At 62.5% G+C, this 24,527-nt stretch carries 22 protein-coding genes and 2 tRNA genes; 17 read left to right on the top strand and 7 right to left on the bottom strand.

The annotated features are described in order from the left end of the window. The first annotated feature begins 238 nt into the window (after positions 1–238). The 3 genes from QO034_RS02805 to QO034_RS02795 all read left to right on the top strand — a co-directional run bounded on the left by QO034_RS02805 (position 239) and on the right by QO034_RS02795 (position 3,382). Entirely contained in the window at positions 239–1,240 is a 1,002-nt protein-coding gene (locus QO034_RS02805) for a DctP family TRAP transporter solute-binding subunit (protein WP_284483982.1), read from the top strand. Between the two features lie 80 nt (positions 1,241–1,320). Further along, positions 1,321–2,001, top strand: a complete 681-nt coding sequence (locus tag QO034_RS02800) for a TRAP transporter small permease (RefSeq protein WP_284483981.1) — start codon at positions 1,321–1,323, stop codon at positions 1,999–2,001. 4 nt (positions 2,002–2,005) lie between these two features. Beyond that, entirely contained in the window at positions 2,006–3,382 is a 1,377-nt protein-coding gene (locus QO034_RS02795) for a TRAP transporter large permease (RefSeq protein WP_284483980.1), read from the top strand. A gap of 77 nt (positions 3,383–3,459) precedes the next feature. Here the strand turns inward: QO034_RS02795 and tpiA are convergent, their stop codons facing one another. Next, positions 3,460–4,212, bottom strand: a complete 753-nt coding sequence (gene tpiA, locus QO034_RS02790; protein WP_284483979.1) for a triose-phosphate isomerase — start codon at positions 4,210–4,212, stop codon at positions 3,460–3,462. An 83-nt stretch (positions 4,213–4,295) separates the two neighbouring features. Between tpiA and QO034_RS02785 the strand changes: the two genes are divergently transcribed. After that, positions 4,296–5,210: an isopenicillin N synthase family dioxygenase gene (locus tag QO034_RS02785; RefSeq protein WP_284483978.1), complete on the top strand. Its 915-nt coding sequence runs from the start codon at positions 4,296–4,298 to the stop codon at positions 5,208–5,210. A 5-nt stretch (positions 5,211–5,215) separates the two neighbouring features. On the opposite strand, the gene QO034_RS02780 is transcribed toward QO034_RS02785, so the two are convergent. The 6 genes from QO034_RS02780 to QO034_RS02755 all read right to left on the bottom strand — a co-directional run bounded on the left by QO034_RS02780 (position 5,216) and on the right by QO034_RS02755 (position 9,843). Further along, positions 5,216–5,581 carry a HesB/IscA family protein gene (locus QO034_RS02780; RefSeq protein WP_284483977.1) on the bottom strand — a complete coding sequence of 122 codons (366 nt, stop codon included), beginning with the start codon at positions 5,579–5,581 and terminating at the stop codon, positions 5,216–5,218. A gap of 36 nt (positions 5,582–5,617) precedes the next feature. Continuing rightward, entirely contained in the window at positions 5,618–5,980 is a 363-nt protein-coding gene (locus QO034_RS02775) for an SUF system Fe-S cluster assembly protein (protein ID WP_284483976.1), read from the bottom strand. Positions 5,981–6,122: 142 nt separating this feature from the next. After that, positions 6,123–8,153, bottom strand: coding sequence for a pentapeptide repeat-containing protein (locus QO034_RS02770; RefSeq protein ID WP_284483975.1), 2,031 nt, complete (start codon positions 8,151–8,153; stop codon positions 6,123–6,125). 74 nt (positions 8,154–8,227) lie between these two features. Next, complete coding sequence (locus tag QO034_RS02765; RefSeq protein WP_284483974.1) at positions 8,228–8,497, bottom strand: NfeD family protein; 270 nt, start codon at positions 8,495–8,497, stop codon at positions 8,228–8,230. After that, a complete protein-coding gene (locus tag QO034_RS02760) occupies positions 8,497–9,387 on the bottom strand; it encodes an SPFH domain-containing protein (RefSeq protein ID WP_284483973.1) in 891 nt (296 codons plus the stop codon). The genes QO034_RS02765 and QO034_RS02760 overlap by 1 nt, the downstream gene beginning before the upstream one ends. 276 nt (positions 9,388–9,663) lie before the next feature. After that, on the bottom strand, positions 9,664–9,843 hold the full coding sequence (locus QO034_RS02755) for a hypothetical protein (protein WP_284483972.1): 180 nt from the start codon (positions 9,841–9,843) through the stop codon (positions 9,664–9,666). Positions 9,844–9,995: 152 nt separating this feature from the next. Here QO034_RS02755 and tgt point away from each other — a divergent pair, with 152 nt between their 5' ends. The 13 genes from tgt (at position 9,996) to QO034_RS02690 (ending at position 24,445) form a co-directional block, all read left to right on the top strand. Then, positions 9,996–11,126 (top strand): tRNA guanosine(34) transglycosylase Tgt, encoded by a 1,131-nt coding sequence (tgt, locus tag QO034_RS02750; protein WP_284483971.1) that lies wholly within the window; start codon positions 9,996–9,998, stop codon positions 11,124–11,126. A 262-nt stretch (positions 11,127–11,388) separates the two neighbouring features. Beyond that, positions 11,389–11,952, top strand: coding sequence for a hypothetical protein (locus QO034_RS02745; protein ID WP_284483970.1), 564 nt, complete (start codon positions 11,389–11,391; stop codon positions 11,950–11,952). After that, positions 11,949–12,941: a hypothetical protein gene (locus QO034_RS02740; RefSeq protein WP_284483969.1), complete on the top strand. Its 993-nt coding sequence runs from the start codon at positions 11,949–11,951 to the stop codon at positions 12,939–12,941. The genes QO034_RS02745 and QO034_RS02740 overlap by 4 nt, the downstream gene beginning before the upstream one ends. Positions 12,942–13,102: 161 nt before the next feature. Beyond that, complete coding sequence (locus QO034_RS02735) at positions 13,103–13,378, top strand: YrhK family protein (protein WP_284483968.1); 276 nt, start codon at positions 13,103–13,105, stop codon at positions 13,376–13,378. Positions 13,379–13,685: 307 nt separating this feature from the next. After that, positions 13,686–14,480 carry a hypothetical protein gene (locus QO034_RS02730; protein WP_284483967.1) on the top strand — a complete coding sequence of 265 codons (795 nt, stop codon included), beginning with the start codon at positions 13,686–13,688 and terminating at the stop codon, positions 14,478–14,480. A 70-nt stretch (positions 14,481–14,550) separates the two neighbouring features. After that, entirely contained in the window at positions 14,551–14,673 is a 123-nt protein-coding gene (locus QO034_RS02725) for a hypothetical protein (RefSeq protein WP_284483966.1), read from the top strand. 462 nt (positions 14,674–15,135) lie between these two features. Further along, positions 15,136–17,544: an endopeptidase La gene (lon, locus tag QO034_RS02720; RefSeq protein WP_284483965.1), complete on the top strand. Its 2,409-nt coding sequence runs from the start codon at positions 15,136–15,138 to the stop codon at positions 17,542–17,544. A gap of 178 nt (positions 17,545–17,722) precedes the next feature. Further along, positions 17,723–17,797: transfer RNA gene (locus QO034_RS02715), tRNA-Val, on the top strand. A 1,155-nt stretch (positions 17,798–18,952) separates the two neighbouring features. Continuing rightward, on the top strand, positions 18,953–22,468 hold the full coding sequence (locus QO034_RS02710; RefSeq protein ID WP_284483964.1) for a midas domain-containing protein: 3,516 nt from the start codon (positions 18,953–18,955) through the stop codon (positions 22,466–22,468). Positions 22,469–22,744: 276 nt separating this feature from the next. Then, a complete protein-coding gene (locus tag QO034_RS02705; RefSeq protein ID WP_284483963.1) occupies positions 22,745–23,311 on the top strand; it encodes a histidine phosphatase family protein in 567 nt (188 codons plus the stop codon). Between the two features lie 41 nt (positions 23,312–23,352). Beyond that, a tRNA-Val gene (locus QO034_RS02700) sits at positions 23,353–23,428 on the top strand. A 416-nt stretch (positions 23,429–23,844) separates the two neighbouring features. Further along, positions 23,845–24,090 (top strand): hypothetical protein, encoded by a 246-nt coding sequence (locus QO034_RS02695; protein WP_284483962.1) that lies wholly within the window; start codon positions 23,845–23,847, stop codon positions 24,088–24,090. 13 nt (positions 24,091–24,103) lie between these two features. Continuing rightward, positions 24,104–24,445 carry an EF-hand domain-containing protein gene (locus tag QO034_RS02690; RefSeq protein WP_284483961.1) on the top strand — a complete coding sequence of 114 codons (342 nt, stop codon included), beginning with the start codon at positions 24,104–24,106 and terminating at the stop codon, positions 24,443–24,445. Positions 24,446–24,527: the final 82 nt, after the last annotated feature.

Genomic DNA, 24,527 nt, shown 5'->3' with positions numbered 1-24,527 from the left:
ACAAACGGCTGGGCCGCCGTGTGGATTTCCGCACAGCGCAGGAGAAGGCCGGCCGTGATGGCATTAAGATCGCGGCACAAGTCCCGCGCAATAAAAAACAAATATGAATCCTGTTTGATGGCGCGACAAACAGTTGAGCGTCGCATCGCGTTCCGCTTCACTGCGTGCAGCGTGCCATGCCCGGCACGACACTTGGGGATGAGACCCCGCCAATTCATATATTCGGGAGGAGAAACCGATGAAACTGATGACCGCTGCCGCCACGGCAATGGCCTTGTCACTGTCCGCGACCGCTGGCTTTGCAGCCTGTGACGACGGTGAAATCGTTGTCAAGTTCGCGCATGTGACCAATACGGACAAGCACCCCAAGGGCATCGCGGCGTCTCTGCTGCAAGAACGCGTCAACAATGAGATGAACGGCGTGATGTGCATGGAAGTGTTCCCGAACTCGACGCTTTACAACGACGACCAGGTTCTGGAAGCGATGTTGCAGGGCGACGTCCAGTTCGCGGCCCCGTCCCTGTCCAAGTTCGAACAGTTCACGAAAGTGTTCCGGATCTTCGACCTGCCGTTCATGTTCAAGGATATCGCTGCGGTGGATGCGTTCCAGAATTCCGAAACCGGGCAGGCGATGAAGGAGTCGATGACCCGTCGCGGGCTGCTGGGTTTGGGATTCTGGCACAACGGCATGAAGCAGATGTCGGCCAACAAGCCGCTTCTGGTGCCCGAGGATGCCAAGGGGTTGAAATTCCGGGTGCAGAATTCGGACGTGCTGAAGGCGCAGATGGCCGCCATGGGCGCCAGCCCGCAGCCGATGGCGTTCTCCGAGGTCTATGGCGCGTTGCAGACCGGCGTCGTGGACGGGCAGGAAAACACCTGGTCCAACATCTATGGCCAGAAGTTCTTTGAGGTGCAGGACGGCACGACCGAAACCAATCACGGCGTGCTCGACTACATGCTGGTGACATCGACCGACTGGTGGGACAGCCTGCCCGAAGATGTCCGGAACCAGCTGGCGACCATCGTCAATGAAGTGACGGAAAGCCGGAATGCCGCCGTGGGCGAGGTCGACGACGCGGCCCGTCAAGCCATTCTGGACGCGGGCGGCGTGATCCGCGAACTCACCCCCGAGCAGCGCAATGCGTGGCTGGTCGCCATGAAGCCGGTTTGGGACGAGTTCGAAGGCGACGTTGGTGCGGACAACATCGCCGCCGCACAATCCTTCAACGCGATGAACTGATCCGGACAATCGCAGAGGTCCGGCCCGGATGGGGCCGGACCTTGTTGTTGTATCTCACATCGGGACAGGAGGACCCCTTCATGTCGACTCGATACGAGCCGCAGACCATGCTTGGCCGCGTGGTGAACGAATTCGAAGAATCCGCGATTGCCGTGATCCTGGGGTTGATGACGCTCATCACGTTCATCAACGTGGTGCTGCGCTACGGTTTCAATACCGGCCTGATCTGGGGGCTGGAGGCCACCTCGTTCCTGTTTGCCTGGCTGGTGCTCTTCGGTGTCAGCTACGCTGTCAAGGTCACGGCACATCTTGGAGTCGACGCGGTGATCAATCTGCTGTCACCGTCGATGCGCAAAGGGTTCGCCCTTGTCGCCGCTTTCGTCTGCGTCTTCTACGCGGTTCTCGTCATGAAAGGCGCTTGGGACTACTGGGCGCCGTTCGCGGGGCTGGACGCGACGACCGGCCGGTGGTTTCCCACCGGGGTGGCGGATTCGCGCGATCAGGCCTGGTACGAGGTGGTCGACATACCGTTTCCCGAATGGCTGCGCTGGATCGAACCGATCATGAACGAAGGCGAGCATTACGAGAAACTGCCGCGTTTCATTCCCTACGCCATCCTTCCCATCGGCATGGCGCTGCTGCTGTTCCGGCTGATCCAGGCGACGCTGAGGATCGCCCGCGGCGATGCCAAGGGGCTTATCGTCAGCCATGAAGCCGAAGATGCGGTCGCGGATGTGCGCCACATGAACGCGGGAGACTGAGCGCATGGAAGTTCTTGTTCTTTTCCTGATGGTCATCGGCCTGATGCTGATCGGGGTGCCGATCGCGATCAGCCTTGGCATGTCCTCGATCGTGTTCCTGCTGGTGCTCAGCGACACGTCGCTGGCGTCGATCGCGCAGACGCTGTTTCAGGCGATGGCGGGCCACTACACGCTTCTGGCCATCCCGTTCTTCATCCTGGCTTCCAGTTTCATGTCCACAGGCGGCGTGGCAAAGCGGATCATCCGGTTCGCGATTGCCATTGTCGGACATTTTCCCGGCGGGCTGGCCATCGCGGGGGTCTTCGCCTGCATGCTTTTCGCCGCCCTGTCCGGGTCGTCGCCCGCCACCGTCGTGGCCATCGGTTCGATCGTGATCGCCGGGATGCGGCAGGTCGGGTATTCCAAGGATTTCGCCGCGGGCGTCATCGCCAACGCGGGCACGCTCGGTATCCTGATCCCGCCGTCCATCGTGATGGTCGTTTACGCCAGCGCCACGGATGTATCCGTCGGGCGGATGTTCCTGGCCGGGGTCATTCCCGGCCTGATGGCGGGCACCATGCTGATGCTGACCATCTACCTGATCGCCAAAGTCAAGAACCTGCCCAAGGGCGACTGGCTGGGCTGGGGCGAAGTCTTCGACTCCAGCCGGGACGCCGCCTGGGGGCTGTTCCTGATCGTCATCATCCTCGGCGGCATCTATGGCGGCATCTTCACCCCGACAGAGGCGGCGGCGGTCGCCGCGGTCTATGCCTTCCTGATTTCCTGCTTCGTCTATCGGGACATGGGGCCGCTCGCCGGCAAGGACGGCGGCCGCAACCTGACGCTTCTGGACAAGCCGGTGGCCCTCGTCACCGCCTTTTTCCACCGGGACACGCGCGATACGCTATTCGAGGCGGGCAAGCTGACGGTGACGCTGATGTTCATCATCGCCAATGCGCTGATCCTCAAGCACGTGCTGACCGACGAGCAGATCCCGCAGCAGATCGCCGGCTCGATGCTCGCCGCCGGTTTCGGCCCGGTGGTGTTCCTGATCATCGTCAACGTGATCCTGCTGATCGGAGGTCAGTTCATGGAGCCTTCGGGCCTGATCGTGATCGTCGCCCCGCTGGTCTTCCCGATCGCCATCGAACTGGGGATCGACCCGATCCACCTGGGAATCATCATGGTCGTGAACATGGAAATCGGGATGATCACGCCGCCGGTTGGCCTGAACCTCTTCGTCACCTCGGGCGTGGCCGGCATGCCGATGATGCGGGTGGTCCGCGCGGCTCTGCCGTTCCTGGCCGTCCTCTTCGTGTTCCTGATCATCGTGACCTATGTCCCCGTGATCAGCACCTTCCTTCCGAACACCTTCATGGGGCCGGAAATCATAGTCAAATAGCGCGCTGCCGCGCATTTCAGATCAAGCAAGCGGACAGGCGCCGTCTCCGGACCGGGGGCGGTGCCTGTTGCATCCGGTCAGGCGCTTGCCTCCAATGCGCTTACGATCGGCGAGAAATCCGCGACAGAGAGGCTGGCGCCGCCGACGAGCGCGCCGTCGACATCCGGCACCGAAAATATCTCCGCGGCGTTTGCGGCCTTGACCGACCCGCCGTAGAGAAGGCGGATGGCGGCGGCCGTTTCCGGTCCGAACCTCTGGCCCAGCGTGCTCCGGATGAATGCGTGCACTTCGCCGATCTGCGCCGCGGCGGGCACGCGCCCGGTGCCGATCGCCCAGATCGGTTCATAGGCGATGACATTGGAATGCCCGGCGATCGTATCGGGCAGGGACCCATTCAGCTGAGACGTGATCAGGTCCAGTGTGTCGCCCGCATCGCGCTGCGCCAAGGTCTCGCCCACGCAGACGATGGCGGTCAGCCCGTTCGCGATCACGGCCTGTGCTTTCGCGCGGACGCTCGCGTCGGTTTCCCCATGGTCCTGGCGTCTTTCCGAATGGCCGAGGATCACCGCGCTGGCGCCCGCATCCGCCAGCATGGCCGCGCTGACATCTCCAGTATGGGCGCCGGAAGGTTCGGCATGGCAGTCCTGGGCGCCAATCGCAACGGTGTTGTTCCGCACGGTTTGGGCGGCGCGGTGGATCAGCGGGGCAGGCGGGCAGATCAGGATGTCGCACCGCGGAGCCGGGTGGCGGTCGCAGAGGTCGGCCAGCATGGCCAGATCGAGACCGGTGCCGTTCATCTTCCAGTTCCCAGCCGCGATTTTCCTGCGCATCGTATTCTCCTGTGCCCTCTTGGTGCGCCGTGGTAGCATCCGGGGAAAGCGCAGACAATTGGCCGTCGTGAGAGGATGCCGGGGTGATACCTGAACTTGACCTGAGAAATCTGTTGCGCCGCGACCCCGGTGAGATGTCGGTGCTGGCCCGGGCGGTGCAGGAGGTCGGATTTCTGACCGTATCCGGCACCGACCTGACATCCGATCGGGTAGAGCGGGTGCTGGACGCCTACCGGGCCTTTTTTCGTCTTCCGGACGACGACAAGCGAGCGGTCGACATGGCCCGGACCGGAGCCAATCGCGGGTGGGGTGCCCCAAAGTCAGAACAGGTGGATCCCGACGCCAACCCGGACTTCAAGGAAGTCTTCGATTGCGGTTACGAATTGCCCGATCGCCATCCGTTCGAGAAACGCAACCTCGGCGTCTATGCGCCCAACCAATGGCCAGAGAAACCCTTGGGGTTCCGCGCGGAGATTGAAGCCTATTATTCCGAGGCCATATCCGTCGGTCGTGAAATCCTGTCTGCGATATCCGATGCTTTGGGCCAGTCATCCGCGAGTTTCGCGGACGCCTTCGACCCGCCCATGGCCCTTTTGCGCGGCAATTTCTATTCCGCGCGGCCGGAGTGGGCGGGCGACAAGGATTTCGGAATCGCGGCGCATACCGATTATGGATGCCTGACGTTGTTGGCGATGGACGGCGCGCCCGGATTGGAGGTGCGGATGCCGGACGGACGTTGGGAGCCGATCATTGCCGCGCCGGGCACCTTTGTGATCAATTTCGGAGAGATGCTGGAAATGTGGTCGGGCGGCAGGATCAAGGCGACCCTGCATCGGGTGATCGGCGGTGCCTGGGAACGGATCTCGGTGCCGCTGTTCCTGAACCCGGCTTATGACACGAACGTCGCGCCGCCGGGATCAGGTCAAATCATTCTGGCCGGAGAGCATCTGTCCCGCCGATTCAATGAGACCTACCTGCATCTGAAGACAGCCGGCTGAGGGTCTCACTTGGAATTTGCGGGCATCTCGTTGAATTTTATGGATTCTCCGCAGCCGCAAGCTTCGGAGACATTCGGGTTGTTGAACTTGAACCCGGATTCCAGAAGGCTGGTTTCATAGTCGATCTCGGTGCCGAAGAGAAACATCTGCGCCATTGGGGCAATCAACACGCGCGCACCGTCCTGTTCCACGATTTCGTCATTCGGATCCGTGGCTTGCACGTATTCCATGGTGTATTCCATGCCCGCACAGCCGCCTTTCTTGACGCCGATGCGCAACCCGGAATGGCCCTTGCTGGCCATGAGCTTGGTGATCTGGGCGGCGGCTTTCGGGGTCAGGGTGACGGCCTGTTTGCCGGGGATGCCGAACATTTTACCTTTTCTCCTGAATGCGTTGCATACGGCTATTTACATGAAGCCGAGTTCGAGTCGGGCTTCGTCGCTCATCATGTCCATGCCCCAGGGCGGTTCCCAGGTGAGCTGCACATCGACCTGCTTGACGCCGGGGATGGGTTCGATGGCATCGGCGACCCAACCGGGCATCTCGCCGGCCACCGGACAGCCCGGCGCGGTCAGGGACATGATGATGCTGACTTCATTTTCGGGATTTATGTCAATGGTATAGATCAGGCCGAGTTCGTAGATGTTGACCGGAATCTCCGGGTCATAAACCGACCGGCAGGCTTCGACCACCTGGTCATACAACGGATGATCTGTAGAGGACGGCGCGATCAGGGGCGTGCCTTCGAGCGGTTGGGAAGCGTTGTTCATCGGACCCTCGGATTTGTTCCTGACGGTTTATATAGGAATTATTGGCGTCGGCGTCCAGTGCACTGACGCCACGGATTTGTTTCGTTTTGTGCATGCGGCCGTGTTGGGTTTTTCCGTCTTGCACAGTGAATCCGGCGCGGTTTCAGTCCCAGATATGGGGTGGCCGATCGGGTGTCTGGCCGGCGCTCCAGGCGCATCCGTCGGGCGGCGGGACCGGGGCGACGTCGTGCCATTCGGGCGGGGCGAAAAAGGTCCAGCCGGACCATTCGACATAGTTCGGATCGGCCTCGACCCAGCCGCGCCACCGGGCGAAGAACTCGGCGTCGGAAAGAGGGGTGTCGCGGCCCTGCTGCCCGGCCCATTGGCAGGGCGCTCCGAAAAGGGCGCGCAGATCGTCGGGAACATGGACGGAGGCGTCGAGGAAGACGGTGCGCCAGTCGCTGTCCGCGTCGAACTGCGCAAGAGAAAGGTCGACGTCGCGCAGCGCGCCGCCTCTGTTCCGGCTGCCGCGGAAATCGGTTCCTGTCGTGGAAAGCTGGTCCGACCCGGTTCCGGCGATGAGTGAATGGTCGAACGTCGCGTCGCGCAGGGACGCGCCCGAGATGTCGGTGCCGGTGAGCGTGGCGCGGCGCACATCGGTTCCGTCCATCTTGGCGCGGTGCAGCGATGCGCCCTGCAATTGTGCACCGTCCAGGTTGGCGCCGGTGAGCCGGGCGCGGTTCAGGTCGGCCCCGCGCAGGTCTGCGCCGGACAGGCTGGCGCCATCGAGCCGGATTCCGCTGAGGGCGGCGTGGCGCAGATCCGATTCGTTCAGGTTTGCGCCGCTGAGGTCGGCGGCGATCAGGTTGGCGCCGGTCAGGCGGGCGTCATAGAGAGTCGCGCCCTGAAGCTGCACGGCGCGCAGGTCGGCATCGGTCAGGTCCGCATTGTTCAGGTCGGCGGATTGCATCCGCGCCCCGAGCAGATTTGCGCCCGCCAGCGACGCCCCCGCGAGCGTGGCGCCGACAAGGTTGGCGGCCTGAAGGTTCGCCCCCTGCATCAGCGCCCCGCGCAGGTCGGCCTGTTCCAGCCGGATTTCGACAAGGATCGCGCCCGCCATCCTTGCGCCGCCAAGATCGACCGCCTCCATCTGGGACCCGGCGAGGTTCGCATTGTCCAGCAGGGCGCCGCGGAGCGAGGCGCCGGCGAGAAAGGCGCCCGAGAGGTTCGCCCGCCGCAGGTCGATCGGGGCCGGATCGGGCACGCTCCAGTGCGGCTGCCGGAGCGCGGCCCGTTCGGCGGCGCGCCGCTGGTTCCATTCGTCGTCGAATTCTCCCGCGCGGTCGCCGAGGTCCGTGCAGTCCGCGATCTGTTCGCGGCGACACCACGCGGCGCGGAATTCGCGGCGGGCGATGTAGTGGGGCAGCCAGTCTGCGGGACGTTCCACGACCGAAGCGCCGATCATGTTCAGGGGCGCAAGGTTGGCGGCGACGCCTGCGGTTGTTCGTTGCAGACCGATGACCAGAACGGCGGGAAACGCGACCAGGATCGCCCCCATGGCCGGGGCGTTGGACCAGAGGCGCGGGGAACCTCCGGTGTGTGTCTTGCGCATCCGCAGGATCATCATGGCGAGGCTGGCGGCGCCGACGAAGAGCGAAACGATCAGGGACAGGCCGGCGACGGCCGTGATCCACCAGGTTCGGGCGGGCATGGAGAGCCACCAGAGAAAGCCAAGGACCACAAGCCCGAACCCCCAGGCCAGCGCCAGGTTCAGAGCCATGGCCGGGCTTTCCATCGCGCGGGGCGTGGTGCAGGCGGATCGGCGCAAGGCGCTGCGCAGGTGCAGGGCGGCGTCGGTGACAAGCCAGGGGGAGATCGCGTCGCCAAGAGGGCGGTCGTTTATCCTGTCGGGTGCGACGCTGAGCGCGTCCCAGAGGCGGATAAGGTAAAGATGGAAATAGCCGAAGATCGCCGCGGTCAGAATCGGGCCGGCAACGAAGAAGGATCGCGTCGGCACCTCGACATTGACCAGCGGCAGATGAGTCGCGCGGTCGACGCCGTAGAAATCGATATGCTGCACCCCCATCAGGGTGATGCCGACGAAGACCAGGACGCCGAGCAGCGCGAACCATGTGTTGCGGGCGTTGGCGGTCAGGGCGTCGATGCGGGCGACGGGATCCGGGGCATCGGGCATGGGGGCAATCGCTTTTGTCTCAATTCGTCGAGAGTGCGCGGACTCGGGTCAAAAAGCAACTTTGGCGTGCGGAGTCAGTCGTTGATGTCGTCGTGGAAGCGTTTGACCTGGCCTTTGGGCAGGGCGAAGTAACGGCGCAGGATGAGCCAGGCGACCAGCGACAGGGCCGCGAAGATCAGGAGCAGGACCGGCAGCGAGACGGCGAGGCCAAGCGCCAGCAGCCCGGCTACGGCCACCGCGCCGATGGCGAAGCCCAGGAAGATGAAGCCCGGCAGAAGCACTTCCGCGATGCCCAGCACCAGGGCGACACCCAGCCAGGCCCACCAGAGCGAGAGCACCGCCATCAGGAGCCGCCCCTGAGCATCTTGAAGGCATCGCCGAAGGCTTCGATGGCGTTGGCGGGCAGCACGATGGTCTGCTTGCCGGCACCGTCGCCCAGCTTGTTCAGCGCCTCGACCTGTTTCAGGGCGACCTGGTATTGCGCGGCTTCAAGCCCGTTGTCCTTGATCGCCCGCGCCACGACGCCGGTGGCGTAGGCTTCGGCATCGGCCTGGATGCGGCGGGCCTTGGCAACCTGCTCGGCGGCGTAGAGTTCCGCATCCGCATTAAGTTCGACCGCGCGCTTGGCGCCTTCGGCGCGTGTCACCTGGGCGCGGCGTTCGCGTTCGGCGTTGAGCTGTTGCAGCATCGCGTCGCGGGTGGCCTGATCGAGGTTCACGTCGAGGATCTCCGCGCGGGTGACTTCGATGCCCCAGTCGTCCACTGCGTCCTCGACGCTGGCCTTGATGGTGGCGATGAGCTGGGCGCGGTTGGACTGCACCTCGTCGAGATCCATCTTGCCGATCTCTGCACGCACGATGCCGGCCACTGTGGTCGAGATCGCGGCGTCCACGTCGCGGATGCGGTAGACGGTCTTTTCCGGTTCGGTGATGCGATAGAAGACCGATGTATCGACCTGCACCAGCACGTTGTCCTTGGTGATCGCGTCCTGGCTGGCGGTGGGGAGCTGGCGTTCGAGGATCGAGATCTTGTGGGCGACCACGTCAAGAAACGGCACGATGAAGTTGATGCCGGGGCCGAGCACCGAATGCAGCCGCCCGAAGCGTTCGACCACGTGCTTTTCCGATTGTGGCACGATGCGCACGCCCTTGAACACGATGATGATCAGGAACAGCGCGCCGAGAAGGTAGATGCCGCTGTCGGAAAGCAGGGTGTAGATCTGGTCTTCGGTCATGGGTCAGGTCCGGTTGCTGCGTGTCCTTTCATGTGACCCGAACGGGTGCGGGTTGCAAGCCCGGTCAGTCGGCGGCCGTGAGAGGCGGGTGGTCTCACGTGCAGCCGGGAGGCGGCGGGATGGGAGTGACGTCGTGCCACTCTTCGGGGGCGTATATCATGCTATCCCAAAAGCGATCACGCCAATTTTCGGGAAAGCGAAAGCCATCCGCACCGCTTCACGCCGAAACTCCGGCGTTGGTTTGTTTCCGTTTCCCAGAGAACACCTCTTGGTTCCTCAGTTGGTGCTCTCCACTTTTTCAGGGCAAGTCCAGATCGGCGCGGCGACGAAGAAGGACCTGGTGGTCATTTCGACACTGACCAGCGGCAGGGCTGTGGCGCGGTCGATGCCGTAGAAGTCGATATGTTCGACTCGCAGCAGGGTGATGCCGACGAAGACCAGCACGCCCAGCAGCACGAACCAGATGTTACGGGCCTTGGTGGTCAGCGCGTTGATGCGGCAGGGGCGGTCGAAGGCAAGGTTGTGGGCGGCGAGGCATGGAGCGGGCGGAGCCGCCGGACGGCGGGCGCGGGCTTTGCTTTTCCCGCCGGGGGCGGTAACCGGGGCGCATGAGCGACAGATTTTCCTTTGCGCTGGGCGCAACCGATGGCAAGGCCCGCACGGGTGTGATTTCGACTCCGCGCGGCGAGATCCGCACGCCCGCTTTCATGCCGGTGGGCACGGCGGCGACGGTCAAGGCGATGCTGCCCGAAAGCGTGCGCGCCACCGGGGCCGATATCCTCTTGGGCAATACCTATCATCTGATGCTGCGGCCCACAGCCGAGCGGATCGACCGGCTCGGGGGCCTGCACAGGTTCATGAACTGGGACCGGCCGATTCTCACCGATAGCGGCGGCTTCCAGGTGATGAGCCTCGCCGGGCTGCGCAAGCTGACCGAGCGCGGCGTGACCTTCAAGAGCCATATCGACGGCTCCAGGCACGAATTGACGCCGGAACGCAGCATGGAGATCCAGCGGCTGCTGGGGTCCGACATCGTGATGTGTTTTGACGAATGTCCGGCGCTGCCCGCGGACCGGACGCGGATCGCAGAGTCCATGCGCCTGTCGATGCGCTGGGCAGAGCGGTCGCGCGAGGCGTTCGGGGACCGGCCCGGACACGCGCTGTTCGGCATCCAGCAGGGCGGGCTCGAAGAGGATCTGCGCGCTGAATCGGCCGCTGCGCTGCGCGGGATCGGTTTTGACGGCTATGCGGTCGGCGGGCTGGCGGTGGGCGAGGGGCAGGCGGCGATGTTCGGTTGTCTCGATTTCGCGCCGGCGCAGCTGCCCGAGGACAAGCCGCGCTACCTCATGGGGGTCGGCAAGCCCGACGATATCGTCGGCGCGGTGGCGCGCGGCATCGACATGATGGATTGCGTGCTGCCCAGCCGGTCCGGGCGCACCGGGCAGGTGTTCACCCGGCACGGGGTTCTGAACATCAAGAACGCCCGGCATCAGGACGATCCGCGTCCGCTGGACGAGAAATGCGGCTGCCCGGCCTGCCGGAACTATTCGCGCGCCTATCTGCACCACGTGTTCCGCAGCCAGGAGATCATCAGCTCGATGCTGCTGACCTGGCATAATCTGTACTATTGTCAGGAATTGATGCAAGGCATGCGAGATGCGATCGCGGCGGAGAGCTTCGCGGCCTGGCAGGCGGCGTTCCACGCCGCGCGCGCGGAAGGCGATATCGAGCCGGTGTGACGGCCGTGCGGCGCTGTTGGCCTTGCGGCCAAGACGCCCCGCCCGCCGTCCCGTCGGACGGGCGGCCGCCATGGGCGTTCATTTCTGCCTTGGTGATTGTTCACAAGTTTTGTAGCGTTTTCCGGAGTATCGAAATTGTGGACGTTTTCGAGTTTTGAACGCGCTGATTCTGGAAAGTGAAACGCTTGATTGGTGGAACGCCGAACGGTTTCGCGTGAATCAGGAGTGCCGGGCGGCCTGTAATCGCTATGTGCAGTCCGCGATGAGGCGGATCGATGCGCTGAGCGCGTGGGACCTGCTTCATGAGTCCGATGCGCGCCAGCACGTGCAGCGCAAGCTGCAATCCGATATCGCGATGTTCAGTCGCCGGATGGAACGGTCGTTGCGCGACTCGGTGGAGGAGTCGATGGCCGAGATCGAGGGGGCGGCGGTGTTTGACGGGCTGGGATACTATGAGGGGGCCGCGCTCGCGGCGGGCGGTGTGTTGGCCGCCGGGGCGGTCGGGGCCGCCGCAGCCGCGGGAGGAATAGCCACCACGACGACGGCGACCGCCATCCTGGGGCTGTTCACGACCGGTGCGGTGGTGACTTTTTCCTGGCCGGTATTCAGCGTGGCCGCGGCGGTGGCGCTTGCCGCTTCCTATACATCGCCCGCGATTCTTGGTTGGGCCACGTCGAGCCTGCGCGACAGGTTCAAGACGCATGTCCGGGACTGCGCAGAGCGTGCGATGATCGCCGATGAAGCGAATAGCGTCCGGATGCGGTTTCTCGGACGTCTGGACCTGGCTCTTGACCGCAGACTGGCTGCTTTGGAGGAGAGATCATGAGTTTGGCCGATACGGTGCCCATTCTGGCGCGCGTTCCCGATGAAATTTTGAGCAGGGTTGCGGCGGGAGAGTATGAACGCATCGGCATGCTGGTGCGCGATGCGGCCAGCAAGAAGATCGTCGCGCATCTGCAGGAAACCGGGGTGACGCAGAGCATCGTCGGGCAGGTTCTGAGCGCGGTGGGCAGCGTGGTGCCCGACCCGGTGTCGTCGCTGACCGGGATCGGGACCCTGATCCAGAACGAGCAGATCAAGAAGCGGTTGGGGGTCATCGAGACGATGATGGGCGGGATGCAGGCGATGCAGACGGCCACGCTCATCACATCGGTGGCGGGGATCGGGGTGACGGCGGCAAGCACGGCGATGATCCTGAGCCGGCTGAGCAGGATCGACCGGTCGCTTGAACAGATCGAGGCCAAGTTCGAGGAAAGTACTGCAAAGCGGGAGGACTGGGATCTGCATCGCACGCTGAGAAGGGTGGAGGGCCATTTGCAACGGCTCGATGAGGCGCGTCTGGTGCGCAACCCCGAGACCGAGGTGCGGAACAGTGAGCGGGCGCTACATGATGCGTTCGGGGAAATCGAGATCGGGATCCGACATGTGGGACGCCGCGAGAGCATCGATCCCGATTTCCTGACTCAGCTGTTCGCGGCCCTGTCGCTGTGCGGAACCGCGCAGATCAAGGGCTTGATCTGGCTGGATGAGAAGGAACGCGCCGCGGAACGTGCACGGATGCTTTTCGGCAGCTACCGGAAGATCGTCCAGGATCTGCCAGAGGACCGGTTGCTGCACCGGTTTGCCGGAAACGACACCGCCGCGCGCAATGTGTCGCTGCTCTTGTCGGAAGTGCGGCACAGGATGGCTTCGGTTCCGAGCCTGGCAGAGACGCTGATTGCGCATGAGGTTCATGGGCGCGACTATCTGGACAGGCTGGAAGCGGAGGTGGATGAGCCATTGATGCTGATGGCGTATGCGCCTGAACAGGATTGATCCGATTGAAAAGCGTGTCGGGGTGGCGCGTCGGCGGGTGCGATAGCGGCGAAATTCGCGGTCAAGGCGGTTGATCTTTTGTTCTGCGGTGACCGTATTGGGCTGACGAATGCTTTGGGGCAGGACATCCCTACGGGTCGCGACGTCTGAAAGGAGTGGTCATGTTTTTCAGTCCGGACAACCGCAGCCGCAGCGCGCGGCACCTGAGGCTCTATGCCTATTTCGAACTGGCCTATACGGTGACGGATTTCTGCGCGGCGGCATTGTTTCTGGCCGGCAGCCTGCTGTTCTTCAGCGAGGCGACCACATACGCGGCCACATGGCTGTTCGTGATCGGGTCGGTCCTGTTCGGGGCGCGTCCGAGCATCAAGCTTGTGCGGGAGCTGATCTACATGCGCATGGGCGACTATGAGGATGTCGCGCAGTCTTTGAAATGACAGGGGTGTCCTGATCGCCTGCGGCATCGTTCTGCATGTTCTGGCGAGCGCGGCCAACCCGTGCGACCGGCGGTGTCTCTTGCGGCGAGGCACCGTTGCCGTACCCGGACGGATGGGAGGGGCGTGCCAGCGGGGCTGCGTGGCCGCGATGCGCCCCGAAGTATCGGTTGCAAGGCAAACCCGTCCGTTGTCCCTTTCCCGCACCGAGGCGGAAGGCCGGTTTCCGAGGCCGCCGCGAATTGACTTTCGAGCCGTTTTCTGGTTCTCTAGAGGTCTGTTTTTTAAAGACGTTTCAGGGGGAATTGGCATGAGGATGGTGATCGGGGCATGTGCCGTCGCGGCGGGACTGTCGGGGTGTGGTCCCAATTCGGGCGGGATCGAACCGGGGCTTGCGCAGGTGAACTATGCCTATTCCAAGGCTGGCAACGTGGGCATCTACAATCCGCGGGGGCAGTCGGCGGGCACGTTTTTCGTCTGGAACACGGAGACCAACCGGCTTCAGGAGATTTCCACCGTCGCATTGCGGTTGGCGTCGCAAAGCCCCGCGCCCGCATCGGTTTCGGCCAGCAGGCTGGCCAATATCGGCATTGAAGGCTTGCCGATCGGGGATGCGAGTCTGGTCAAGTCGTCGGTCGGGGCGCAGATTTCCGCGACAGCGGACAACACGGTTCGCTACAGTTACGACCTGACGAAATCCGCGCTGTCGGAGTATGTGAGACAGCTCAAGGCGGCGGGGGAAACCGAAAGCGGTATCAACGATCTCTTCCGGCCAAACGATCAGCGCTACCGGGTGGTCATCCTCCAGGTCGAACTGCGCGCGGGAAAGGTCGAGTTCGCGGCAAAGGGGGCCGGGGAGAACAGCGCGGCCGCGGTGTTCGAGGTCGCCCTGCCGGGCAAGGAGATCGTCAAGGTGAAGGCTGACCTCTCCAACACCGCCTCCTGCGGCGCGGTGGATGGGGCGGCGGCTGAAGACCGTCCGATCTGTTTCTCGGAATGGATCGTCTACGATCCGCTGATCCGCCCGGAGGACGGCGTTCTCGACTGGCGCCGCGACGATTCCTACGATCAGGACCGGCTGTCAGACGCGTTCCGCGCCTTGTAGACGCGGACCGCGGCAAGACACGACGGCGCGCTCTCAGGCGCGGAGCAGCTCGACATCCAGCGAAGTTCCGATGAAGCCGCTGTTCACGGCCTTTTTCACCACGATTTCGTTGTCGTGGATTTCCCGCCCGTCAAGCTATGCCCCGGTAGGTAGGGAGAACTTCAACGGGCTGTCGGGTTCGCTGCTGTCGTGACGAGTGTAGGCGATGGTGCGTCCCGCGCCGCGAAAGGCCCCGAGCAAGGCGACGAGATTGTCCCGTTAGGCAAGGTTGCTCATCCGTCCGGTCAGACCGCCCCAATGAGCGAGCACATGGACGCCCTTTTGCGTGTCGATGGGCAGAAGAGCCATTGTCGTCGGTAAAACGGGGAATCATCTGGTGCTCCTGATGCTGTCCGCCCGAAGTGTTAGCCTGTCGTCCCCCCGGTCCGGAACCTCTCGTGTCACAGGAGGCTTGGAGCATAGGGGAATTTGCGGCAATTGTCGGGCATTTGACACCTTGCCCTTGTTTGCGGAGCGGGTCATTCTGTCTCGGCCTGACCGCCGTGAGGTTGAATTGGCGCCCCCGGTGCCCCACCTTACAGGTCTGAGAACGGAGATGGCCGGGCGTTGCCGCACAGCGGGACCGGCGCCATCTTGCCAACAACAAGGATAGAGCATGCAAGAGCCCCTCAATTCGTCCTACCCCGTGCTGCCGCTGCGCGACATTGTGGTGTTTCCCCACATGATCGTGCCGCTGTTCGTGGGACGCGAAAAATCGGTCCGCGCGCTGGAAGAGGTGATGTCGGACGACAAGCAGATCCTTCTGTCCAGCCAGATCGATCCCAGCGTGGACGATCCGGACAGCAGCGGCATCTACAAGGCCGGCGTCCTGGCCAATGTGCTGCAGCTTCTGAAACTGCCCGACGGCACCGTGAAGGTGCTGGTCGAAGGCCAGGCGCGGGTGCGGATTACCGAGTTCATCGAGAACGAGTCGTTCTTCGAGGCCCAGGCCGAATACCTGACCGAAATGCCGGGCGACGTGACCACGACCGAGGCGCTGGTGCGCACGGTGGCCAATGAATTCGAACGCTACGCCAAGGTGCGCAAGAACATCCCCGAAGAAGCGCTGACCGCCGTGGGCGAGAGCACCGAGCCGGCCAAGCTGGCCGATCTGGTGGCCGGACATCTGGGGATTGAGGTCGGCCAGAAGCAGGACCTGCTGGAAACACTGAGCATCAGCGAGCGGCTGGAGAAGGTCTATGGCCTGATGCAGGGCGAACTGTCGGTGCTGCAGGTCGAGAAAAAGATCAAGACCCGCGTCAAGTCGCAGATGGAGAAGACCCAGCGCGAATATTATCTGAATGAGCAGATGAAGGCCATTCAGAAGGAACTGGGCGACGGCGAGGAAGGCGAGGGCGAAATCGCCGAACTGGAAGCGCGGATCGCCGAGACCAAGCTGTCCAAGGAAGCGCGCGAGAAGGCCGAGGCGGAGCTCAAGAAGCTCAGGAACATGAGCCCGATGAGCGCCGAGGCCACCGTTGTGCGCAACTATCTCGACTGGATGCTGTCGATCCCGTGGGGCGTGAAGTCGCGCGTCAAGAAGGATCTGGGCCGGGCACAGCAGGTTCTGGACGACGACCACTATGGCCTGGAGAAGGTCAAGGAGCGGATCGTCGAATACCTGGCGGTGCAGCAGCGCAGCAAGAAGATGAAAGGGCCGATCATGTGCCTCGTCGGCCCGCCGGGTGTGGGCAAGACCAGTCTGGGCAAGTCGGTGGCGCGCGCCACCGGGCGCGAGTTCATCCGCATTTCGCTGGGCGGGGTGCGCGATGAATCCGAGATTCGCGGCCACCGGCGCACCTATATCGGGTCGATGCCGGGCAAGATCATCCAGGCGCTGAAGAAGGCCAAGACGACGAACCCGCTGATCCTGCTCGACGAGATCGACAAGATGGGCCAGGATTTCCGGGGCGATCCGGCGAGCGCGATGCTCGAGGTGCTGGACCCGGAACAGAACAACACCTTCATGGATCACTATCTCGAGGTCGAGTATGACCTGAGCAACGTGATGTTCCTGACCACGTCGAACTCCTACAACATGCCTGGGCCGTTGCTGGACCGGATGGAGATCATTCCGCTGGCCGGCTATACCGAGGACGAGAAGCGCGAGATCGCTAAGCAGCACCTGATCCCGAAACAGGTCAAGAACCATGGGCTGAAGGCCAGGGAGTTCGACCTGACGGATGCCGCGCTGACCGATATCATCCGTATCTATACCCGCGAAGCGGGGGTGCGGAACCTCGAGCGCGAGATCGCCAAGGTGTGCCGCAAGAGCCTGACCCGGATCATCAAGGGCGAGGCCGAGAGCGTTACTGTGACACCCGAGAACCTGAACGATTTCCTGGGTGTGCCCAAGTACCGTTACGGGCTGGCCGAACAGGAGGACCAGATCGGGGTCGTGACCGGGCTGGCCTATACCAGCGTCGGCGGCGAGCTCTTGCAGATCGAAGCGCTGCGGCTGCCGGGTAAGGGCCGGATGAAGACCACCGGCAAGCTGGGCGACGTGATGAAGGAAAGCATCGACGCGGCCAGTTCCTATGTCCGGTCGATCAGCCCGCAGATCGGGGTCAAGCCGCCGAAATTCGACACGCTGGATATCCACGTCCACGTGCCCGACGGAGCAACCCCGAAGGACGGGCCGAGCGCGGGCCTGGCGATGGTCACGTCGATCGTGTCGGTGCTGACGCAGATTCCCGTCAGGAAGGACATCGCCATGACTGGCGAGGTCAGCCTGCGGGGCAACGCGATGCCGATCGGCGGCCTGAAGGAAAAACTGCTGGCGGCTCTCAGAGGCGGCATCAAGACCGTGCTGATCCCCGAGGAGAACGAAAAGGATCTCGCGGAGATCCCCGATAACGTGAAGGAAGGGCTGAAGATCATCCCGGTCAAGCATGTGTCGGAAGTTCTGAAACATGCGTTGCTGCGTGCGCCCGAGCCCATCGAATGGGACGAGGCCGCCGAAGAGGCCGCAGCGGCCAAGGCGGCGCTGACGTCGCAGGAAGGCACCTCCGCCACGGCGCACTGAACCGTCGCGGTTAAAAACACCGGCGGGCCGTAAACACGGCCCGTCCTTTTCTTTGCACAGACTGACAATTTCCCTCCGTGGGCTCGCGCGCGTATGCTCGCTGTATCAAACTGCGGCCAGGCGGAATGCGAACTCCGCTCTTGCAGAAAGAGCGGAGTGACGCTAAAACGCGCGGCGCGGGTGATTAGCTCAGTGGTAGAGCGCTTCGTTCACATCGAAGATGTCAGGAGTTCAAATCTCTTATCACCCACCATTCTCTTTTGCGAAAAAAACTGAACAAAACAGAAGTTTAAGGCAAAGTCGCCGATAGGCCAAAACGCCTTTCCATGGTGCTTTCCGGGGCGGGTTAGGGGCCTCTCAGGGCGTCCCCGAACGATGATTCTCCGCTGCTAACACGGCCTTCACCGTATCCGCATCTCACCGACACTCCGCCCACCAGCGCGCCGCCCACCAATCGGACGGCGTTGTTTGTCGCGGGATCGTCAGACCGGCGCAATGAAACGGCGGAGCGGTGAAATAGCCGTTCGCTATCCACTGAGCGATGCCCGGATCGTGCGCCATGGTTGCGAGACGGGTGTCGTGCAGGACCGGGAGGCACGTACCGGCGACGGCGGCGAATCCCAACCGGCTGACAGTATTGCGATTGTTGGGGCGGCCACACGTTTGTGGGGTGGACTGAGGCGGCAGTATCCGCAGGGCGTGTTTTTTCGGACTTTCACGCTGTGTCAAACGGGCAAATCAAGCTTGTCGCCGACCGAAGGCTTGATAATAGTTGCACCTGCGCCTACGATTTTGAACATATCTTTTGGGGCATGCTTTCGGTTTTTCAGTTTGTTGATCGTGCTCCCCTTTAAACACTGAATTTTTTCGCCGGTTTTCGGCGAGCATCGCAAGCGAACGGGAATTGACCCGAGAGTCCGACCTGCGCCAACGCGCTTGGACGATCCATGACCCGGCACCAGATGTTCAGATCGCTTCGATGTGGGAACACGCAGGGAGAAGGAGCGCCGCCATGTCTAGCGTCCGATCGATTGAGCGGGCCAGATACCGGATGCGGCGGAACCGATCCGTTCCGACAGCGGGGTGTCCGGCGCACGCGCCCGTCCCGCGAACAGGTCTGAAGGCGGCGCCTGGCGCCGAACAGGCCGGCCGGGCCGGACTGCGTTCGGACTTCATTCCCGCGCAACGAGATTTCTACCTTCAGCAGTGCGTTTCCAGAACCAGGGCCGGTTTCATTGCAAACCGCGTCTGGCTTTTCCGGGTCAGCCTGCGTTGTTACCGTGCCCTGAATTTTCAGGGTTTTTTCGTCGGTCCGTGAACCGGCGATCTTGCCGTTCTGACATTGCAGGCGGTCCGTTTCAATTCGGCCCCGAGGGGTCGATCCATTCTGCTTCCGGAGACACATATCATGACACTTTTTACCATCCCGACTTTTGTAACCGCCGATGTCGCTCTTGCCAGCGGCAGAACTGAAACCGACCGGGAAGACATCGTCGAACTGACAGGCGTCGAGGCGGCGCGGATTCTGGGCGGAATGCCGGTGCCGGATCCGGGCCAGTCTTCCAACGAAGGAGACGAAGGCGACGAAGCCAATGAAGGCGACGAGGACGATGAGGGCGATGAGAACGACGAAGGCAATGAACTGAATGAAGACGACGAGGGCGACGAGGGCGATGAAGGAGACGAAAACGACGAGGGCAACGAGAACAACGAAAGCGACGAGGGAAATGAAGGCAACGAAGGCGACGAGAACAACGAGGACAACGAAGGCGACGAGGGCGACGAGACGGGCCTGAACAATGACGGCGACGAAGGCAATGAAGGCGACGAGGGTAACGAGGATATCGAAGGAGACGAGGGCGACGAAGGAGACGAGAACGACGAGGGCAACGAAGACAACGAGGGCGACGAGAGCAACGAGGGCAATGAAGGCGACGAAGCTGATGAGGACAACGAGCACGACGAGGGCGATGAGGGCGATGAGGGCGACGAAGCCAACGAGGACAATGAGGGCGACGAAAACAACGAGAACGACGAGGGAGATGAGGCTGACGAAGGCAACGAGATAGGCGACGAGGGCGACGAAGGCGACGAGCTCGACGAGAACGACGAAGGCGACGAAGGTAACGAAGGCGACGAGGACAACGAAGCCAACGAAGGCGATGAAGGCGACGAAGCCGACGAGGGCGATGAAGGCAACGAGAACACTCCCGGTGACGAAGGCAACGAAGGCGACGAGGGCAACGAGGGCGACGAGGGCAATGAAGCCGGGCTCGACGAGGGCAATGAAGGCAACGAAGGCAACGAGGGCGACGAAGGCAACGAGCGCGGCGTCGATGAAGGCAATGAAGGCGACGAGGGCAATGAAGGGGACGAGGGCAACGGCCCCGGCCAGGACGAGGGCAACGAAGGCAACGAAACCGCCAACGACGGCTCTGACGACGGCAATGAAGGCGACGAGGGCAACGAAGGAGACGAGGGCAACGAGGCCGGGCAAGATGAGGGCGACGAAGGGAATGAAGGAAACGAGAATGACGAAGGCGACGAAGCCGGCGTTGACGAAGGCGACGAAGGCAATGAGGGCAACGAAGGCGACGAGGGGATCGGACGCGGCGAAGACGAAGGCAACGAAGGCAACGAGTCCGTCGCGAACGACGAAGGCGACGAGGGTGATGAAGGGGATGAAAACGACGAGGGCGACGAAGGCGTCGAGGGCGACGAGGACGACGAAGGCGACGAGAATGACGAAAACGACGAGAACGACGAGGGCGACGAGCTAAACGAGAACCAGGACGAGAACGACGAACACAACGAAAACGACGAGGGCGACGAAGGCGACGAAAACAACGAAGGCAACGAAGCCAACGAGGGCGACGAGGCCGATGAAGGCGACGAAGGCGACGAGATCGACGAAGACGACGAGAACGACGAGGGCGACGAGGGCGACGAAGGCAACGAGGCCAACGAGGACAACGAGGGCGACGAGACCGACGAGGGCAATGAAGGCAACGAAGGCAACGAGGACAACGAACAGGACGAAAACGACGAAGGCAACGAGAACAATGAAGGCAACGAGGGCGACGAAGGCAGCGAAGAAGGCGATCTCCAGTCCATTGCCGACTTTCAGGGCGATGAAGGCAACGAAAGTGACGAGGGCGACGAAGACGACGAGGACAACGAGAGCGACGAGGGAGATGAAGGCAACGAAGCCGACGAGGACAACGAGGGTGACGAGGGTGACGAAGGCAACGAAGGCAACGAGGCCGACGAGGGCTTCGAAGGCGACGAGGGGGACGAAGGCAACGAAGGAAACGAATCCAACGAAGGCAACGAAGGCGACGAAGGGGATGAGGGCAACGAGAACAACGAACCGGTTGCCGGTGACAGCGGTGACGAGGGGAATGAAAGCAATGAGGGAGACGAAGGCGATGAGAACAATGAAGGCAATGAGGGCGTAGAGGGCGACGAGGACGACGAAGGCAACGAGGGCGACGAAGGCAACGAGGCGAACGAATCCAACGAGGGCGACGAGGGCGACGAAGGCGACGAGGCTGACGAAGGCAACGAGAACGATGAAGGCGACGAGAACAACGAAGGCAATGAAGGCAACGAGGGCGACGAGGGCGACGAGGGCGACGAAGCCAATGAAGGCGACGAAGACGACACGGCCTTCACCCAGGAAGGCAATGAAAACAACGAAGGCAATGAGGGCAACGAAGGAAACGAGAACAACGAGGATAACGAAGGCGACGAGGGCGACGAATCCGGCTCCAACAATGAAGGGGACGAAGGCAACGAAGGCGACGAGGACAACGAGGACAACGAGGGCGACGAAGGCGACGAAGGCGACGAAGGCAACGAAGGCAATGAAGGCGACGAAAGCGACGAGGGCGACGAGGGCGACGAAGGCAACGAGGGCAATGAGGACGACGAAAACAATGAAGGCGACGAAGGCAACGAAGGCGATGAAGGCAACGAGGACGATGAGAACGACGAGTTCGACGAGGGCGACGAGAACGACAGCTTTGGTCTCGGTGAAGGCGACGAAGACAACGAAGGCGATGAGGGCGACGAGTTCAACGAGAACAACGAAGGCGACGAGGACAATGAGAACGACGAGGGCGATGAAGGCAACGAAGGCGATGAGTTCATTGCCGGCGATACCGGCGATCAGGGCAACGAAGGCAACGAGAACAACGAGAACGATGAGGGCGACGAAGGCAATGAGGGCATAGAGGGCAACGAGGACAACGAAGGCGACGAGGGCGACGAAGGCAACGAAGGCGACGAAGGCAACGAAGGCGACGAGAACGACGAGAATGACGAAGGCAATGAAGGCAACGAAAGCAATGAGGATAATGAAGGCGACGAAAACGACGAGGGCAACGAAGGCGACGAAGGCAACGAGGACACCGAAGGCGACGAAGGCGACGAAGGGAATGAAGGAGACGAAGGCCCTGATGGGGGCGACGAAGGCGACGAGGGGGATGAAGGCAACGAAGGTGTCGAAGGCAATGAGGACAACGAAGGCGACGAAAACGACGAGGGCAACGAAAACAACGAAGGCGACGAAAACAACGAAGGCGACGAAGGGGACGAAAACAACGAAGGCGACGAGAACAATGAGGACAATGAAAACGATGAGGGAGACGAAGGCGACGAAGGCGACGAAGGCGACGAGCACGATGAAGGCAATGAAGGAGACGAAGCCGCTCCGGGCGGTCTGCCTGCTGCCGGCACGGCCGGATCGGAACAGGGCGGTTTCGTCTGCGGTGCCGACGGTGGCTTTGATGAGGCCGAATCCTGCGGAACGGACGCCTGCGCGGTGGATGCCGGAGCGGGGGGCGAAAGCGGGCTGGATGATCCGTTCGGCGCCGATCTTGCTGCCGGTCTCGACCTTGACGATCTCGATGCCGGTATCTGAGGCCGTCTGACCGGAACCTGACCTTCCGCCGCCGCCGGGAGTGGCGTTCGGCGGAAGCCGCGACTCCCATGCCCGCCCCGGACGCAGAGAGCGCCGGGGCGGGTTTCTGTAGTGGAGACCGGAGTGCGCGTTTTCCCGTTCGAACCTGAACTTTGATCCGGCAGGGCACTGCGCGTGCGGCCCGTCACGGCGCGGCGCTGGACAAGGGCGCCGGATCGGCGGAAAGTCGGGGCCGGTCGATCAGGCCGGTGGGGACCAGTCAGGAGAGATCGGTACGTGACAGCATATCCGGAGCTTTTGATCCTGCGTCATGGGGAAACCGAATGGAACCGGAGCGGGCGACTGCAAGGGGAATTGGATTCACATCTCACGGACACTGGCCGCGATCAGGCGCAGTGTCAGGGGCGGATCCTGAAGGACGTCGGTATTTCGGGATGGGCGGTCTATTGCAGTCCTCAAGGGCGCGCCGCCGAAACCGCGGCGCTGGCCTTGCCGGAACTCCCGGTGGTTTCCGATGCGCGACTGCGCGAGATCGGCCTTGGGGAATGGAGCGGGCAGTTGCGCGAGGATCTTGCGGCGCAATTCCCGGAGCTTTTTGCCGGCGATGGGCTGGAATGGTATGATCATGCGCCCGGTGGAGAGGGAATTGCGGCGCTGGAAAGTCGGGCGGCGTCATTTCTGTCGGAACTCAACGGGCCATCGGTGATCGTTACCCACGGCATCACATCGCGTGTCCTGCGATGCCTGCTTGTCGGTTTGCCTGCCGAGTCTTTCGGAACGGTCGGCGGAGGGCAGGGGGTGGTCTACCATCTGCGTGATGGTCGAAGCCGCTTGCTGACATAGGGCTTGCAGGGCGATGTCAGGTCTCGTAAACGATCTGGCACGGGTGATTAGCTCAGTTGGTAGAGCGCTTCGTTTACACCGAAGATGTCGGGAGTTCGAGTCTCTCATCACCCACCATTTCAAGCCTTTGTGATCAAGGAAAAACATTGCGTCGCAGGGGCTTGCAGCGTTTCGTCTTCCACAGTTTTCTTGCAAAACGAGTGGAATCATGGCCGGACGAATCGAGTGTCTTCAACACTTCGACGGCGGCTGGGCCCGCGTCAGATTTCATTTGACCGACAGCCGCTGTTTCTGCTTGTCAGTGCGGGATCCCTATGTGAGGTTCAACGAACCAGTCCGGCGCTGCCCGGCGTCCATCGCCAAGTGTAGCCCGGCAAACCCGGATTGGCATTGCATCGAGCGTCGTCAGTCTGTTACCGAGGTTGCATGATGGCGGGATCCGACAGGTCAAGGCCTGTCATGCGTGAAGAATATGGGGTCTGGGCTGGACCAGGTGAAATGGCAATGCCCGGCCTTGCCGAGATGGAGACAACATGAAAATCAAGCGCGTAACTGGAACTCTTTGCATCGCTTCGCTCGTCGCGGCGGTGTCGCTCTCGGGCTGTACCGACTCTGCCGCCGCGCGGCACGAGATCGGTTGCGTTGCGGGAACCATGGGGGGGATGGCCATTGGCGGCGCCATCGGCAACCGCTTCGGCGGCGGTAGCGGACAGACGCTTGCGACCGGCGTCGGCGCGATTGCCGGCGGCGTTGCGTCCGCCACGGCGCTCGAGTGCTGAGGGAGAGATCGACATGAAACATATTGCGCTTGTATCGGCCGTTCTGGCAGCAACCGGAACCGCCCTGACGGCCGGGTCCATGCCGGGCAGCTCGCTCGGTCTCGTCGATGGCAATGCCGACAACGTCGTGACGATCGAGGAGTATGTGACCGGTGTCGGCCAGCTCTTCGGGCCACTCGACGCGAACGGCAACGGCCGCATCGAATGGAGCGAAGCCGAGGTGACCATGACCCGTGGCGTCTTTGATGGCGCGGACACGAATGGCGACGGCGTGATCAGCCGCAGCGAGTTCGACGCGGAACTCAGGAAAGAGTTCAGGTTCGCGGACAAGGACGGCGACGGCATTCTGGACTGATCCGCTACCGGCCACCTGATGGTCGCGCTCGCACGCGCCGTTCAGCACGGCGCGTGCGTGATCGCATTGACCGGTCGCGTTC

Origin of the sequence: Sedimentitalea xiamensis (assembly GCF_030164465.1) — a bacterium.
In the GTDB taxonomy this organism is placed as follows: Bacteria; Pseudomonadota; Alphaproteobacteria; order Rhodobacterales; family Rhodobacteraceae; genus Sedimentitalea; species Sedimentitalea xiamensis.
Note: the sequence above shows the minus strand (reverse complement) of the source record. Positions and strands in the feature narration are given on the sequence as shown.

What these genes read in the sequence shown, in the direction of transcription:
- QO034_RS02805 (WP_284483982.1), top strand. Translation starts at nt 239, where the DNA reads ATGAAACTGATGACCGCTGCCGCCACGGCAATGGCCTTGTCACTGTCC.
- QO034_RS02795 (WP_284483980.1), top strand. Translation starts at nt 2,006, where the DNA reads ATGGAAGTTCTTGTTCTTTTCCTGATGGTCATCGGCCTGATGCTGATC.
- QO034_RS02690 (WP_284483961.1), top strand. Translation starts at nt 24,104, where the DNA reads ATGAAACATATTGCGCTTGTATCGGCCGTTCTGGCAGCAACCGGAACC.
- QO034_RS02695 (WP_284483962.1), top strand. Translation starts at nt 23,845, where the DNA reads ATGAAAATCAAGCGCGTAACTGGAACTCTTTGCATCGCTTCGCTCGTC.
- QO034_RS02725 (WP_284483966.1), top strand. Translation starts at nt 14,551, where the DNA reads ATGAAGCCGCTGTTCACGGCCTTTTTCACCACGATTTCGTTGTCGTGG.
- QO034_RS02780 (WP_284483977.1), bottom strand. Translation starts at nt 5,581, where the DNA reads ATGTTCGGCATCCCCGGCAAACAGGCCGTCACCCTGACCCCGAAAGCC.
- QO034_RS02710 (WP_284483964.1), top strand. Translation starts at nt 18,953, where the DNA reads ATGACACTTTTTACCATCCCGACTTTTGTAACCGCCGATGTCGCTCTT.
- QO034_RS02765 (WP_284483974.1), bottom strand. Translation starts at nt 8,497, where the DNA reads ATGGCGGTGCTCTCGCTCTGGTGGGCCTGGCTGGGTGTCGCCCTGGTG.
- lon (WP_284483965.1), top strand. Translation starts at nt 15,136, where the DNA reads ATGCAAGAGCCCCTCAATTCGTCCTACCCCGTGCTGCCGCTGCGCGAC.
- QO034_RS02745 (WP_284483970.1), top strand. Translation starts at nt 11,389, where the DNA reads ATGAGGCGGATCGATGCGCTGAGCGCGTGGGACCTGCTTCATGAGTCC.
- QO034_RS02735 (WP_284483968.1), top strand. Translation starts at nt 13,103, where the DNA reads ATGTTTTTCAGTCCGGACAACCGCAGCCGCAGCGCGCGGCACCTGAGG.
- QO034_RS02775 (WP_284483976.1), bottom strand. Translation starts at nt 5,980, where the DNA reads ATGAACAACGCTTCCCAACCGCTCGAAGGCACGCCCCTGATCGCGCCG.
- QO034_RS02770 (WP_284483975.1), bottom strand. Translation starts at nt 8,153, where the DNA reads ATGCCCGATGCCCCGGATCCCGTCGCCCGCATCGACGCCCTGACCGCC.
- QO034_RS02800 (WP_284483981.1), top strand. Translation starts at nt 1,321, where the DNA reads ATGTCGACTCGATACGAGCCGCAGACCATGCTTGGCCGCGTGGTGAAC.
- tpiA (WP_284483979.1), bottom strand. Translation starts at nt 4,212, where the DNA reads ATGCGCAGGAAAATCGCGGCTGGGAACTGGAAGATGAACGGCACCGGT.
- QO034_RS02730 (WP_284483967.1), top strand. Translation starts at nt 13,686, where the DNA reads ATGAGGATGGTGATCGGGGCATGTGCCGTCGCGGCGGGACTGTCGGGG.
- QO034_RS02760 (WP_284483973.1), bottom strand. Translation starts at nt 9,387, where the DNA reads ATGACCGAAGACCAGATCTACACCCTGCTTTCCGACAGCGGCATCTAC.
- QO034_RS02740 (WP_284483969.1), top strand. Translation starts at nt 11,949, where the DNA reads ATGAGTTTGGCCGATACGGTGCCCATTCTGGCGCGCGTTCCCGATGAA.
- tgt (WP_284483971.1), top strand. Translation starts at nt 9,996, where the DNA reads ATGAGCGACAGATTTTCCTTTGCGCTGGGCGCAACCGATGGCAAGGCC.